At 68.6% G+C, this 13,108-nt stretch carries 9 protein-coding genes and 1 tRNA gene; 3 read left to right on the top strand and 7 right to left on the bottom strand.

Annotated elements, in window-relative coordinates; translation table 11 throughout:
* Nucleotides 1–22: 22 nt before the first annotated feature.
* Together ACLQ2Q_RS00230 and ACLQ2Q_RS00225 are read right to left on the bottom strand one after the other, a co-directional pair.
* Nucleotides 23–1,225, bottom strand: coding sequence for an SseB family protein (locus ACLQ2Q_RS00230; RefSeq protein WP_425816744.1), 1,203 nt, complete (start codon nucleotides 1,223–1,225; stop codon nucleotides 23–25).
* A 68-nt stretch (nucleotides 1,226–1,293) separates the two neighbouring features.
* The gene (locus ACLQ2Q_RS00225; protein WP_425816742.1) at nucleotides 1,294–3,792 is read right to left on the bottom strand and encodes an ATP-dependent helicase; all 2,499 of its coding nucleotides are present in this window, start codon (nucleotides 3,790–3,792) and stop codon (nucleotides 1,294–1,296) included.
* Between the two features lie 130 nt (nucleotides 3,793–3,922).
* On the opposite strand from ACLQ2Q_RS00225, the gene ACLQ2Q_RS00220 reads away from it, so the two are divergent.
* Complete coding sequence (locus ACLQ2Q_RS00220) at nucleotides 3,923–5,464, top strand: M16 family metallopeptidase (protein ID WP_425816740.1); 1,542 nt, start codon at nucleotides 3,923–3,925, stop codon at nucleotides 5,462–5,464.
* Between the two features lie 36 nt (nucleotides 5,465–5,500).
* On the opposite strand, the gene ACLQ2Q_RS00215 is transcribed toward ACLQ2Q_RS00220, so the two are convergent.
* The 3 genes from ACLQ2Q_RS00215 to ACLQ2Q_RS00205 form a co-directional block, all read right to left on the bottom strand.
* Complete coding sequence (locus ACLQ2Q_RS00215; protein WP_425816738.1) at nucleotides 5,501–8,509, bottom strand: hypothetical protein; 3,009 nt, start codon at nucleotides 8,507–8,509, stop codon at nucleotides 5,501–5,503.
* Between the two features lie 96 nt (nucleotides 8,510–8,605).
* Entirely contained in the window at nucleotides 8,606–9,400 is a 795-nt protein-coding gene (locus ACLQ2Q_RS00210; RefSeq protein ID WP_425816736.1) for an ABC transporter permease, read from the bottom strand.
* On the bottom strand, nucleotides 9,397–10,476 hold the full coding sequence (locus tag ACLQ2Q_RS00205; protein ID WP_425816734.1) for an ATP-binding cassette domain-containing protein: 1,080 nt from the start codon (nucleotides 10,474–10,476) through the stop codon (nucleotides 9,397–9,399). Before ACLQ2Q_RS00205 ends, ACLQ2Q_RS00210 begins: the two co-directional genes overlap by 4 nt.
* Nucleotides 10,477–10,536: 60 nt before the next feature.
* Between ACLQ2Q_RS00205 and ACLQ2Q_RS00200 the strand changes: the two genes are divergently transcribed.
* On the top strand, nucleotides 10,537–11,538 hold the full coding sequence (locus ACLQ2Q_RS00200; RefSeq protein ID WP_425816732.1) for a helix-turn-helix transcriptional regulator: 1,002 nt from the start codon (nucleotides 10,537–10,539) through the stop codon (nucleotides 11,536–11,538).
* A gap of 57 nt (nucleotides 11,539–11,595) precedes the next feature.
* Nucleotides 11,596–11,671: transfer RNA gene (locus tag ACLQ2Q_RS00195), tRNA-Met, on the top strand.
* A gap of 259 nt (nucleotides 11,672–11,930) precedes the next feature.
* Here the strand turns inward: ACLQ2Q_RS00195 and ACLQ2Q_RS00190 are convergent.
* On the bottom strand, nucleotides 11,931–12,071 hold the full coding sequence (locus tag ACLQ2Q_RS00190) for a hypothetical protein (protein WP_425816730.1): 141 nt from the start codon (nucleotides 12,069–12,071) through the stop codon (nucleotides 11,931–11,933).
* 76 nt (nucleotides 12,072–12,147) lie between these two features.
* On the bottom strand, nucleotides 12,148–12,960 hold the full coding sequence (locus tag ACLQ2Q_RS00185) for a right-handed parallel beta-helix repeat-containing protein (RefSeq protein ID WP_425818565.1): 813 nt from the start codon (nucleotides 12,958–12,960) through the stop codon (nucleotides 12,148–12,150).
* Nucleotides 12,961–13,108: the final 148 nt, after the last annotated feature.

The raw sequence follows: 13,108 nt of genomic DNA, 5'->3' as shown, positions 1-13,108 counted from the left end.
CGCGGAGCGTCAAGAGGTGAGGTCAGTCGGTCTCGGCGAGCGCGAGAACGGGTGCCAGGGCATCCCGGCCCAGGCGGATCCAAGGCCCGCCGGGATCGACGACGACCCCGGTCAGCTCCGCATGATCGCGCAGCGACGCTGCGAGCTTGTCGGCCGGGAAGGGCATCGCCTGGTTGCCACGTCTCATGGCGTGCACCTCGAGCGGGTGCGAGAAGATCTCGAGGTAGCGCTCGCCCTCCGGCGTGCGTGATTCGGCGACACCGACGCGGGGCTTCTCCTCTGGGCTCTGCGGCGGTACCTGACCGACGGCGACCCAGAGGGGCGCGTGCGCGAGCGCGGCCCCGATCGCGGCGGGCGTCTCGGGCGTCCTCGGCTGCGACAGCAGGTTCTTCAGCGTGAAGTTCTCGTCCCCTTCCCGGATCGCCCGCTCGAGCAGCTCGCGGGGAAGCACGGCCCGGTTCGGCGCGGAAGACTGATCGAGGATGATGCCCGCGTACGGTCCGGCGAGCATGTGCCGGATGACGTTCAGCACCGGCTGACCCATGGCACTGGTCTGAGTGTCCTGATCGGCGCGCGCACTCGCGTGCAGCGCGGCCCCCGTGCTGTAGGCGAGCAGGAACTGCTGGTCGCCGTTGCGCACCACCGCGAGGGGCAGCTCCTTGCCTTCGGACAGCAGCGACCGCGCGTCGCCGCGCACCCGGAGGAAGACGTGGCCCTGCAGGAACTGCCGGGCGACGTTCATGAGTTCGAGGGATGTCGGCTCGGCTGTGGCCCCGAGCGCTTCGAGCGCCTCCGCGAGCAGCACGTTGTCGCGCAGCCCCGGCACGCTTTCCGTGGGGGCCGGCGCCTCCTCCCGCGGAGCCGGGCGCGGGCCGGGCGAGGGCTGGGGTGTGGGGCCGGGCCGGGTGGTTGATGCGCGCCCGGTTGCCGGCGCCCCGGTTCCGGATGGCCCCGTCGACGTGATCGTGGCGGAGCTGCCGAGCCCGTGGTACGCCGAGACGGAGATGCCGACCGACGGCGCGGCTTCGGCATCCGGCCCCGCGACCGACTCCCCCGCGTCGGCCCGCTCCGTCGCGCCGGCGTCGGAGGCACCCTGGGGACTGCCGGTGCTCGCTGGGGTGATCTCCGCTGAGCCGGCGGCTGCCTGCTCGGGATTCTGAGGAGCGTCGGGTGCCTGCGGCGCGACGACGTCATCGGACTTCTTGCGGCGCGAGAACAAGGCCATCGGGCCAGCCTAACCCGGCCCGCGCGACCGGTTCAGTGGTTGATGGCGCCGTCGCCGCCGGTCGAGGGTCAGAGCTTTTCGATGGGCGCGATCTTGATCAGGAGCTTCTTGGCGCCGACCTTCTCGAAGCGCACATGGGCGACGCGCTTCGCGCCCTCCCCCGTCACGGCGTCGACCCGGCCCTCGCCGAAGTCGTCGTGCCGGATGCGGTCGCCCGGTGCGAGCTGCATGTCGCCGTTGTCGCGGACCTTCGCAGGAATGCGGTTCGGGAACCGGTCGAGGGCCGTCGATTTGGGCACGAGCGGGGCGCCGTAGTCGCGCCCTCCGAAGCCGCCGGAGCCGCCGCTCGAGCCGGGACGGCGCGCGTTCAGCGCCCGCGACTGCGTTCCGCCCCGTGAGTTCACGTCACCGGGCGACTGACGCCAGTCGATCAGCTCGGCGGGGATCTCCTGCAGGAAGCGGCTCGGCATCGCCACCGTGACCTCGCCGAACTGCGCCCGCGTCATGGCCAGCGAGACGTACAGGCGCTTGCGCGCACGCGTGATGCCGACATAGAACAGTCGCCGCTCCTCGGCCGGCCCGCCCGGTTCGTTGGCCGAGATGCGGTGCGGGATCAGGTCTTCCTCGACGCCGGTCAGGAAGACCGCGTCGTACTCGAGTCCCTTTGCGGTGTGCAGGGTCATCAGCGACACCGACCCGGACGCGTCGTCCAGGTCGTCGGCATCCGACACCAGAGCGACCTCGGCGAGGAAGTCGATGACGGTCCCTTCGGGGTTGTTGCGCGCGAACTCCCTCGCGACGGCCACGAGCTCGTCGAGGTTCTCGAGTCGCGCCTCGTCCTGCGGGTCCTTGCTCGCGCGCAGCGCGTCGAGGTACCCCGACTTCTGCAGCAGCAGGGAGAGCCCCTCCGCGACGGCGGTGGGCGCGGCGAGTTCGCCGGAGGAGGGCAGCATGAGGGCGGATGCCTCGCGCAGCACCCCATCGAGCTGCGCGATCGCCGCCTGGATCTTGGGGCCGACCCCCAGCTCGTCCGGCATCGACAGGGCATCGCGGAACGTCATGTCCTCGCGGTCGGCGAAGTTCTGGATGGCCGTCTCGGTGACGTCGCCGATGCCACGGCGGGGGCGGTTCAGGATGCGCCGCACCGCCATCCCGTCGGCCGGATTCGCCACCGCCGTCAGGTACGCCATCGCGTCCTTGATCTCGGCACGCTCGTAGAACTTCGTGCCGCCCATGATCTTGTAGGGCAGCGCCGACCGGATGAAGATCTCCTCCAGCGCACGGCTCTGAGAGTTCGTGCGGTAGAACACCGCCACCTCGGAGTACGGCACCCCGCGGCGGTGGATCGCCTCGATCTCATCGGCGACGAACTGGGCCTCGTCGTGCTGCGAGTAGCCGGTGAAGCCGACGATCAGCTCGCCGGCCCCGACATCCGTCCAGAGCTTCTTGTCCTTGCGGTCGAAGTTGTTGCGGATGACGGCGTTCGCCGCGCTCAGGATGTTCTGCGTCGAGCGGTAGTTCTGCTCGAGCAGCACCACCTTGGCGCCCGGATAGTCGCGCTCGAACTCGCTGATGTTGCGGATGTCGGCGCCGCGGAACGCGTAGATGGACTGATCGGAGTCGCCGACCACCGTCAGCGAGGCACCCGCCTTGTCGGGGTCACCACTTCCACCGGTCACTGAGCCCGCCGAAGTGTCGAAGATCATCATGCCGCCGGACTCGAATCCGCCACCGGTCCCTGAGCCCGTCGAAGGGTCGGACCCGATCGGCCGGGTCAGCTCGTGGATGAGGGCGTACTGCGCGTGGTTCGTGTCCTGGTACTCGTCGACCAGGATGTGCCGGAAGCGTCGCCGGTACACGTCCGCCACCCGAGGAAACGCACGGAACAGGTACACGGTCTGCGCGATCAGGTCGTCGAAGTCGAAGGCGTTCGCCCGCTGCAGCTGGCGCTGGTAGTCGGCGAAGACATCCACGAACACGCGCTCGGCGGGATCGCTCATGTTGGCCTGGCGCGCGTACGACTCCGCGTCGGCGAGCTCGTTCTTCAGCTTGGAGATCTTGCCCATGGCGGCCGCGGGCGTCAGGCCGTAGGCATCCGCCTCATGCTCCTTCACGAGCCGCTTCAGGAGCGCCCGCGTGTCGCCGGAGTCGTAGATGGTGAACGACTGCTTGAAGCCGAAGTTCTCTGCCTCCCGCCTGAGGATGCGCACGCACGCGGAGTGGAAAGTCGAGATCCACATGCCCTGGGATGCCTGACCGACCAGGTGCGCGACGCGCTCGCGCATCTCGCCGGCGGCCTTGTTGGTGAAGGTGATCGCGAGGATCTGGCTGGGCCACGCCTCGCGGTTGCGGATGAGGCCGGCGATGCGATGGGTGAGGACGCGCGTCTTTCCCGATCCGGCACCGGCGACGATGAGCAGCGCCGGCCCGCGGTAGAGCACGGCCTCGCGCTGAGGCTCGTTGAGGCCGACGAGGAGGTCATCGGCATCGTCGCGCGGCGCGGCGCCGGGCGCTCGAGGGCCTCTGTCGCCCCCGACGATGATCATGGGCGTGGAGGCGTCGGTCATGGCCCTCCAAGTCTAGGCGCGAGCACCGACACTCGCCCTGCGGGCATGGCCCTGACCTCGGTCGGAGAATACCGAGCGCGTTGTGCACAGGCGTCCCATCGAGGGACGCCCGCTGGATGAGAATAGGCGGGTGCCCCTGCCCTCAATAAGCCATCTGACCATCGACGGCATCCCCACCTACGTTGCGGACATCCGTGCGATCTACACCGGAACGTTGACGTTCGGAGTCGGTATGCGCGACGAGTCGGCTCGCACGGCCGGTACAGCGCACCTTCTCGAGCATCTCGTCATGCAACGCGTCGGCAAGGTGAAAGTGGCCCACAACGCGACCACCGCCGACGAGACGATCAGCTTCTACGCACAGGGCGCCCCTCACCTCGTCGCCGACTTCCTGTCGCGAGTGGCGACGGCGATCGCGACGCTCCACCAGATCACCGACGCCGACGTGGCTGAACAGCGACGCGTCATCACGGCGGAGCTCGGGGAGGGCGACGAATTCGTCGGACGTGGGCCCCTGCTGAATCGCTTCGGCGCGAACAGCCTCGGCTTGCTGGATATCGGCTCTCCCGCCCACCGATCTCTGACGCGCGAGGCTGCGCTTGCGTTCGCCGATTCGTGGCTCCATACCGGGAACGCCGTCCTCACGTTCACGGGCGACGTCCCGCCCGGCTTAGCGCTGCATCTTCCGGCCGCGCGCTCGTTGCCGGATCGCCCCACCCCGGTGATACTGCCGCACCGCCGCACCGGGTGGTTGGTCGACGGCCCGATGCCCCTGGCGATCAGCATGCTTCTCGGGCCGGCTTCGAATGCCGCCGTGGGAGTCGCCGGCAGCCTCCTCGCGGATGCGCTTCATTCAGAACTGAGGACGGCGCAACACAAGATCTACTCCGTCTCGCCCTTCGTGGGCGCTGTCACCGCCAACTCGCGCTTTGTTGCGTATGCACTCGATCCACGACCAGAGGACGCAGTTGCCGCGGGGAGGGGTGCCGTGCAGGTGATTCGCACACTCGCCGAGATGGGACCGGACGAAGCGCAGCTGCTCGAAGAGCTCGACCGCTGGAGTCAGGGGGACGACGACCCGGCCGCGCAGGCGGAAGTACTCGATGCCGTCGCGGTTTCCGTGGTCCGGGGACGCAGGGACCCGGACGATCTGGTTCCGATCGTCACGGAGGGACTGACCCGCGAGGATATTCGCAGAGTGATCGCCGCAGCAGTGCCGTCATTGTTCGTGACTTTCGGCGCCGGGATCGTGTCCGACCGCGATCACGGAGTGACGGAGGCGCTCGGCATACCCTTCTCCGAGCAGCCGGAGGCGTACACTGCCGGCCTCACCAGGAGTCAGCTGGTGATGCATCTCGCGAAGCCCGGCGTGGCGCTCTTCAGCCCGCGGATGTTCCGGGGAATGGGCGGGTGGAATCTCGCCATCGACCATGAGCGTGCAACCCTCACCGTTCCGGGTGAGCCGCCCTTCGAAATTCGCTTCGACGATGTCGTGCTGGCCGGATACTCCGACACCGACCGCTTCTGGTCCCTGGTCGCTGCAGGAGGCGATGGGCTTTCGCTGCACCTTGACGACTGGCGCGGCCGCGCGCAGCTCCACCGCCTTCTCGAGGAGCGACTGCCGTCAGAGGCACAGTTCCGTATAGCCGTCGGGGAGGCGGAGGTCGCCTGATATTCCCGCTGAGCGGGCCCTGCGCGCGGCACCGACTCAGTCGGTCGGCGCCGATTCCCGCCTGCGTCCGGGGATTGCCAGCAGCACACCGATGACGGCGATGAGCGCACCGACGCCGGCGGCGATCCACGCGGTGTCGAGGGGGATGTCGAGGTATACGGTGATGCCGAGGATGCGGGAGAGCCCCCACGGGAGCAGCCCCATCTGGTCGTTCCACACCGTGAGGGCCTTCTCCAGGCCGACGAGCGCGACCAGAGCCGCCGGGATCGCCAAGCCGAGGCCCACCGCCGCCAGCACGACGCCCGTCGCGCGTCTACGCCCGAGTTGGGCGGCGAGCGCCCACGCTCCGGCGACGAATGCCCAGACGAAGAGGGCGAAGGCGATCGTGATGTACACGGTTCGCCGGGTGGGATCCGTCCAGAACGCGTACCAGTAGCCTCCGGGGCCCGAGAACGAGAGCGCGAAGAGCAGCAGCGCGCAGCGCAGAACGAGAACGCCGCCGACAGCGGCGAGAACCGCCCACGCCGATCGCTTCCTCAGCGCGACCAGCACCGTGACGGCGAAGATCGCCCAGGCACAGAGGGTCACCGCGATGTGCGCCCACGACAGGAAGGACGTCTGGACCGCCCTCGTCGCGACCAGGAGGGCACCCGGTACGAGCACGAGCAGCCACCGGTCCAGAGACAGCATGCCGAGGGTCGACTCGCGGGCGCGCCACGGGCGGGTGGCCGCGATCCAGGAGATGCGGGCGGCCGCGGCCCCCGGGCGGCGGACAAGGCGGGTGCGCGTGGCCACCATGCCGATCACCAGCCAGGCGGCGGTGAGGGCGAGCAGGACGCGTGCGATCCACGCCATCGCGAGGTCGCGGTCGGCCCGGTCGACGCCGAGCTGCGCGGCCGTCAGGTTGAACGCCGGATAGTCCACGTCGCCCTCGTACTGCTGCACGTGGTCGTCCGCGAGCGCCTCGAACCTGCCGCGGGCATCGGCCCACGAGTCGTAGGCCTCGGGCGACAGCGTGGAATGCCACTGTCCTTGATAGAGGATCATCGCGCGGTACGCGGTGAGCATCCGCAGCACGTCGACCTCGTAGTCCATCGTGCCCACGAAGTCGTCGTGCAGCTCGGCATCCCGCCACGTCCCGGCATCCGTCGACACGATGAGCGCCTGCATCTCCTCCGCGGCCGCGACGGCGTCCTCGCCCTCGGCGATGGCCTCGTCGACCTCGTCGCCGACGATGGAGGACATCACGCTCAGCACCGCCGTGTCGCCGGTGAGGATGTCCCACTCGAAGATCCACATCATGGGGGGCGGCTCGAGGCCGATCGCGAACACCCGCTTCTCGGCGAACGGACCGATGTACATCCCCTGGGCGACCGCCGCCCTCGAGAACGCCATTGCCTGGGCGATCGCCGTCACGGTGGCCTCGTCATCCGAGAACCATCGCCGTGCCCAGTCGACCGTCACTGCCTGCACATCGGTGTCGGGGTTGCGCGCGAGTCTCACAGAGAGCTCGGTGTTGAGGTCGTAGAGCTGCCAGAAGCCGGACTTCAGGTACAGGCTCATCGGGCCGGCCCTCCAGGGGCCTCCGTCCTGGGTCCAGGTCCAGATCCCCTCGATGCGCGGATTCGCCGCGAGGAAGCTCTGCAGGGCGCGCTGATATTCCGCGCCGAGGTCGTTCGGAAAGGCGCCGAAGTTCTCGAACTCCCGGCGGCTCTGGAACTCGACGATGCGGCGCTGCTCGCCGATCTCGAGGGTGTTGTTGTCGGGCAGCCAGCTGTAGAAGTCGCCGAGGGTGTACTTCGTCGACACGATGAGGGCGGGTGAGTCGATGCCACCCAGGACCGCCTCGTACGACTCCGGATTGGTGTGCATGTCGCCCACAGCACCGACGCCGACGCTCCACGTGCGGAAGATGAGCTCCTTGTCGGCCTGCTCCGCACCGGCGGAGAGCGACGTGAGCATCGCGCGCACGGAGTCCACGGTCGTCACGGCGAGGGCCGAGTAATAGTCCCAGCCTTCGACGTCGTACACGCGCCCCGCTTCGCCGATGCGGATGACGGTGCCATCCAGCGACGGCATCGCGGCGTAGACCTCGTCGTACGCCGCTGCGTAGACATCCCACAGCTCGGGGTTCTCGGTGTCGAGGGAGCCGAAGCGGTCGGTCAGGTACGTGGCCAGCGGCGTCGTGAGGGTCAGCATGTCGGTGCGGAGGTACACCTTCATACCGAGCGCGTCGGCGTAGTCGAACATCGGCCCGAAGGCCTCTCGCATGGCCAAGGCCCGTTCGGCGTGCACGTCGCCCTCGGGGTAGACGCCTTCGACGCCGTCGAAGGTGGCGTATTCGATGAAACCGGGGAAGGTGATGGCGTTGTATCCCTCGGCGAGGATGTGCTTCGCGAACTCCTCGAACTCGAGCTGCGCCTCGGCGAGGGCATCCTGGTCGATGTAGGGGGCTTCGGCGAGGATCACATCGACGAAGGCGTTCGACGTGTGCGAGTAGTCGGTGCCCGCCGCGTACGCCTCCTCGTCGGGTTCGACCCCGACCGCGCCGAGATCCGCCATCCGCAGCCCGAGGCGGGAGGTGATCGTTCGGCCCAGGTCGCTGTCGACGGAGCGTCCGTCGCGCACCGCCGAGGCGAGGTCGTACACCCCGCGCACCGCGCCGGTCTCGCTCTCCGCGACGATACGCAGCGCGTCGGTGGAGCCCTCGAGGCGGTAGGACTCGTCGTCAGCCTCGCCGTCGGCGTAGACCACCGACAGGGTCGCCTCGCCCTTCGTGCCGGATGCCGTGGCCACCGCATTCCGCAGCTCATCGGTCGCGACATCCAATCGCAGCGTCGCCGGCGCGTCGATCGAGACGAATTGCGGCGGCAGCACTGCCGGCAGCACCGCCGGCTGCGGCGCCTGAGTGAGGGGCGGCGAGTCCGCGTCCTCCGTGCGGATGCCGAGCTCGTCGCCGACGACGACGGCGACGCCGAACCCGAGCGCGAGCAGCACCAGAGCGGTGACCACAGCGAGCACCCCACGTACCCGAGCCGTCGTCATGGATTCACGGTAACGGATCCGCGTTCGCGCGCCGCACGGCTGTGGACGGCCCCACCGAGGCGGGCGCGGCCCGTCCCAGGACCGCGCCCGCCCAGATCAGCTGCTGCGGCGTATCGAGCGGACGCCGACGATCAGCCCGATCGCGGCGAGGATCAGCGCTGCCAGCCAGCCCCACAGCACGGTGATGTCGCCGAGGTCACCCGCGAGGAGGGCCCGCTCGGCCTGGACGACCCAGTTGACCGGGTTGAACGCCGAGACGACGCGCATCCACGCGGGTCCCTCGTCGAGCGGCAGCAGCATGCCGGAGAGGATCAGCAGCGGGAAGATGAGCGTCTGCTGCACTCCCCAGAAGAGCCACTCCCGGTCCTTGGTGGCGAGCGCGAGGGAGTAGGACAGGGCGCCCAGCCCGACCCCGAAGACCGCGAGAAGCGCGAGGCCGATGATGAGGCCGGGCACGTTGATCGTGAAGCCGAAGGGCCACGCGATTAGCACGATGATCAGCGCCTGGATCACGATCGGGGCGATCTCCTTGAGCGCCCGTCCGACGAGGAGCGATGACCGCGCCAGCGGTGCGACGAGGGTGCGCTCGTGGGAACCGGTCATCATCTCGTACTGCAGGTTCGACCCGGTGGCGCCGGTGCCGAACAGCACGATCATCACGAGCACGCCGGGCACGAACCATTGCAGGGTCTCGCCCGCCGGCTGACCGGACTGCCCGATCAGCAGGGGCGCGAAAAGCCCGAGGAAGACGAGCGGCTGCAGCAGGCTGAAGATGAGCGTGAAGGGATCCCGCGCGACAGGCTTGAGTTCGCGAGTGAGCACGTTCCACGTGTCGCGGGCGGCGTTGGCCCGGACGATCGTGTCGGGGCGTGGAGTGGTCTGGGTGGTCATCGCCGGGCTCCTGTCTTCTCGGATGCCGTGGCACTCGCACTGGGCTCTGCCGTCGCATCCTGCTCTTCGTTCTCTTCGGTCGCCTCGCCCTCGCCCGCTTCGCGGAGCGTTCGCCCCGTCAGCGCGAGGAAGACGTCGTCGAGGGTGGGCGGCACGCCGGTCGCGCTCGCGACCGAGATGCCGGCGGCATCCAGCGCCCGCACCGCGGCAGGCAGCAGCCGGTCGCCGTCCGGCACCGTCAGGGCGATGGATGCCGCGCCCTCGCGCCGCACCTCCACCGGCGTCAGCGCCCCGACCACCGGGATCGCGCGGTCCGCATCATCCGTCGAATCGAATCCGAGGGTCAGCAGGTCACCCGCCAGCGTGGCCTTCAGCGCCCCGGCCGTGTCGTCGGCGATCACCCGTCCCTTGTCCATCACCATCACCCGTTCGGCGTACCGATCGGCCTCCTCGAGGTAGTGGGTGGTGAGGAAGATCGTGGTGCCGTGCTGCGCCCGGAGGTCGAGGATGTGCTGCCACAGGTTCGCGCGGCTCTGCGGGTCGAGGCCGGTGGACGGCTCATCGAGGAAGATCAGGGGAGGGGCGTGCATCAGGCCGAGCGCGACATCCAGCCGTCGCTTCTGGCCGCCGCTCAGCTGCTGCACCGTGCGGGTCGCGAAGCTCGACAGGTCGAGCGACTCGATCAGTTCGTCGGCCCTCCGGGCGGAGTCGGCCCGCGACATCCCGTAGAAGGCGCCCTGGCTGAGCAGCTCGTCGCGCGTGCGCTGCGAGAAGCTGCCGCTCGTGAGCTGACCGACGTAGCCGATCCGCGCTCGCACGTCGGCGGGGCCGGTCAGGATGTCGTGGCCGACCACCCGAGCCCTACCGGACGTGGGAGGGATGAGGGTCGTGAGCATGCGCAGGCTGGTGGACTTGCCGGCGCCGTTGGGGCCGAGGAACGCGACGAGCTCGCCGCGGGCCACCGAGAAGGAGAGGTCCGTGACCGCATGGACGCTCTTCTTCTTCGAGTTCTTCTTGGGGTGATCCGGGAAGACCTTGGTGAGGCCCTCTGATTCGATGATGGGTTCGTTCGCCATGATTCGAGGGTAGGAAGGCATGCGGACAGGATCGGTCCTGAATCCCGAAATAATAGAGGAATGGCCGAGACGATCAACCGCGCGCTGCAGCTGCTGAACATGCTGCAGGCGCACCGCCACTGGACCGGCACTGAGCTGTCCCAGCGCCTCGGCGTCACGGAGCGCACCGTGCGCCGCGACATCGACCGGCTGCGGGAGCTCGGCTACCGCATCGAGTCGACGCCGGGCGTCGCGGGCGGATACCGGCTGGAAGCCGGCAGCGCGGTGCCGCCGCTGCTGCTCACCGACGAAGAGGCGGTCACGATGGCGATCGGGCTTCGCGTCGCCGCCACCCAGCGGCTGGTGCATGGCCCCGAGACCACCCTCACCGCCCTCGCGAAGCTCGAGCAGGTGCTGCCCGTCGCGCTCCGCCGGCGGGTGAACGCCCTCGCGGCCGTCGTGCAGCCCGTCGGCATCGGGTCGGCGCCGGCCGTCTCGCCCGACATCCTGGGCGAACTCGCCCTCGCCTGCCGCGACCACGAGCGCCTGCGCTTCACCTACACGTCGGCCTCGGGGGAGACCACGACGCGCCGGGTCGAGCCGCACGCCCTCTCCCCCGCCGAGCGCAACTGGTATCTGCTCTGCTGGGATCTCGAGCGCGAGGACTGGCGCACGTTCCGGGTGGACCGGCTGGATGCGGTGCAGCACACCAGGGTGCTGTTCGAGCCGAGGGCGCTGAGCGCCGAGCAGACGGAGGAGTTCTTCCGCGTCGCGGCCGCATGGGTGCGGCAGCCGGTCGAGACCGACCTCGTCATGGACCTGCCCTACGACGCCATGCGCGAGTACTTCGGCCAGTGGGGACAGGGAGCGACCCCGGAGACCGACGACACCACCCGGTGGCCGGTGGGCGGCGCCGACTTCCGCGAGACCATGTACGGAATGTCGTGGATCCCGGAGGGGGTTGGATACACGACCGATCTTGGGGAGCCGGCGCGCACCGAGTTGCGAGAGTCGCTGGTGCGGATGCTGGCGGCGCTGGATGCACCACCGCCACCGCGCCGGTCGTCACATCCAGACTCATAGGGAAACCGCAGGAAACGTCGTCACCGCGACGGTAACGGTGGGATAACGTGAGGCCATCGCGGCGATCCGGGCGGTCCCGGGCTCCGGTTCATACCCGGGAGCGTTGCGGGTTCGACTCCCGCCGTCGCGTCCACTCCAGAAGGGACGCTTTCGACTCGTACGACGTATTCGTCGACGTGAAGAAGTTGACGAGCTGGAGCGTGTCGTCCGCCGCTATCCACTTCGCCGAGTGGGTGATGTTGTACCGGGAGTCGAACTCGGGTTCCTCGAGGCGCCGGTCCGCCAAATACTCGACGTCTGGTAGACGTAGTTCGGCGTTCAGCCCGAGGATGCGCCTGAGAGCAGATGGCCTTGTACTCCTCTTCCATCTCGGCCGCATCGAGGACCATCTGTTAGATCTCCGCGGCGAACTCCGGAGTCTGCAGCCCAGGGTTCTCCTCGAGCACGACGTTGTAGGCCGCGACGTTCCGGACGCGGTCCTTCCTACCCTCCACACAGTAGGTGTCGAGCGTCTGCTCGGTCTCCCGATGCATTTCGCCCCGACGTCGGCAAGCGGTTCCTGAAAGATCATGCGTGTTGCGGCCCGATCAGTGCGCCTGCAAATGGACGTCAGGGGGCGCAGAAAACGTTTGTCACGCCATCTGCGGCGTCGTTCACCCAGTTGTCGCATGACACTTTTGATCCCGAGGATGGGTTTTGCAGCCAGATGCCCGTGCCCGGGGTGCCCCTTCCCGAGTTGGCCCGGAATATGTTCCGGTGGCCCCAGGAGCCATCGCTTGACACGAAGGATGCGTACCCGTGCTTGACGGCGTTTTCGCCGGAGTTGCCGCTGATGTACCAGTCATTGCCGGTCACCATGACCCATGCATCGGCGTCCGACACTCTGCTGTGCCCGAGCACCGTGTTGTGGAGGATCGAGCCGTCCGAGGTGCCTTCCTTCGCCTCGATGCCCTCAGCTCCGGCCTCTCTTACGGTGTTGTGCGCGACCGTGTTGCGGTCGGAGCGGTCGGGTTCGCCGCGGGTCACTTCGTCCCATCTCCGCCCGGACGTGCCGATGTAAATGCCTTCACCGTACTGCGGGTTGACGACACCCGTACGCTCAACGAGGTTGCCGACCACGAAGCTGTCCGTCGTGAACGCGTACAGGTGGATGCCTTCGTTGCCGGTGTCGTGAACGTGCAGGTCGGTGACCGCGACGTTCTCACCGAACTTGACCATGACGCCCTGCAGTGCGTTTCCGATTGTGAACCCGGTGATGCGCACATGGCTGGCCGTGTCGACGCGCATCGCTACGCCGGATGATGTCGAGCCGGCTTGGACGACGGCGCTCCGTGGCCCGCAGACCCAGATCGGATTGCTCGTGGTCCCCGACGCCGTCAGCTTGAAGCCGCCCTCGTAGGTGCCGGGTTCGAGACGGATCACGGTGCCGGGAATCGCGGAGGCGAGAGCACGATGGAGCCCAGTGGAGCTGCTGACGCGCACGGTCGCGGTGGGGCAGTCTGTCGCGCGGATCGGCGGCGACTGGACCGCGCGGGACGCGGTCGCTGCGCCGACGACGAAGGAGTCGTGA

The organism is Microbacterium sp. DT81.1 (genome assembly GCF_049844955.1).
Lineage (GTDB): Bacteria > Actinomycetota > Actinomycetes > Actinomycetales > Microbacteriaceae > Microbacterium.
Note: the sequence above shows the minus strand (reverse complement) of the source record. Positions and strands in the feature narration are given on the sequence as shown.

What these genes read in the sequence shown, in the direction of transcription:
- ACLQ2Q_RS00215 (WP_425816738.1), bottom strand. Translation starts at nt 8,509, where the DNA reads ATGACGACGGCTCGGGTACGTGGGGTGCTCGCTGTGGTCACCGCTCTG.
- ACLQ2Q_RS00225 (WP_425816742.1), bottom strand. Translation starts at nt 3,792, where the DNA reads ATGACCGACGCCTCCACGCCCATGATCATCGTCGGGGGCGACAGAGGC.
- ACLQ2Q_RS00190 (WP_425816730.1), bottom strand. Translation starts at nt 12,071, where the DNA reads ATGCATCGGGAGACCGAGCAGACGCTCGACACCTACTGTGTGGAGGGT.
- ACLQ2Q_RS00230 (WP_425816744.1), bottom strand. Translation starts at nt 1,225, where the DNA reads ATGGCCTTGTTCTCGCGCCGCAAGAAGTCCGATGACGTCGTCGCGCCG.
- ACLQ2Q_RS00210 (WP_425816736.1), bottom strand. Translation starts at nt 9,400, where the DNA reads ATGACCACCCAGACCACTCCACGCCCCGACACGATCGTCCGGGCCAAC.
- ACLQ2Q_RS00205 (WP_425816734.1), bottom strand. Translation starts at nt 10,476, where the DNA reads ATGGCGAACGAACCCATCATCGAATCAGAGGGCCTCACCAAGGTCTTC.
- ACLQ2Q_RS00200 (WP_425816732.1), top strand. Translation starts at nt 10,537, where the DNA reads ATGGCCGAGACGATCAACCGCGCGCTGCAGCTGCTGAACATGCTGCAG.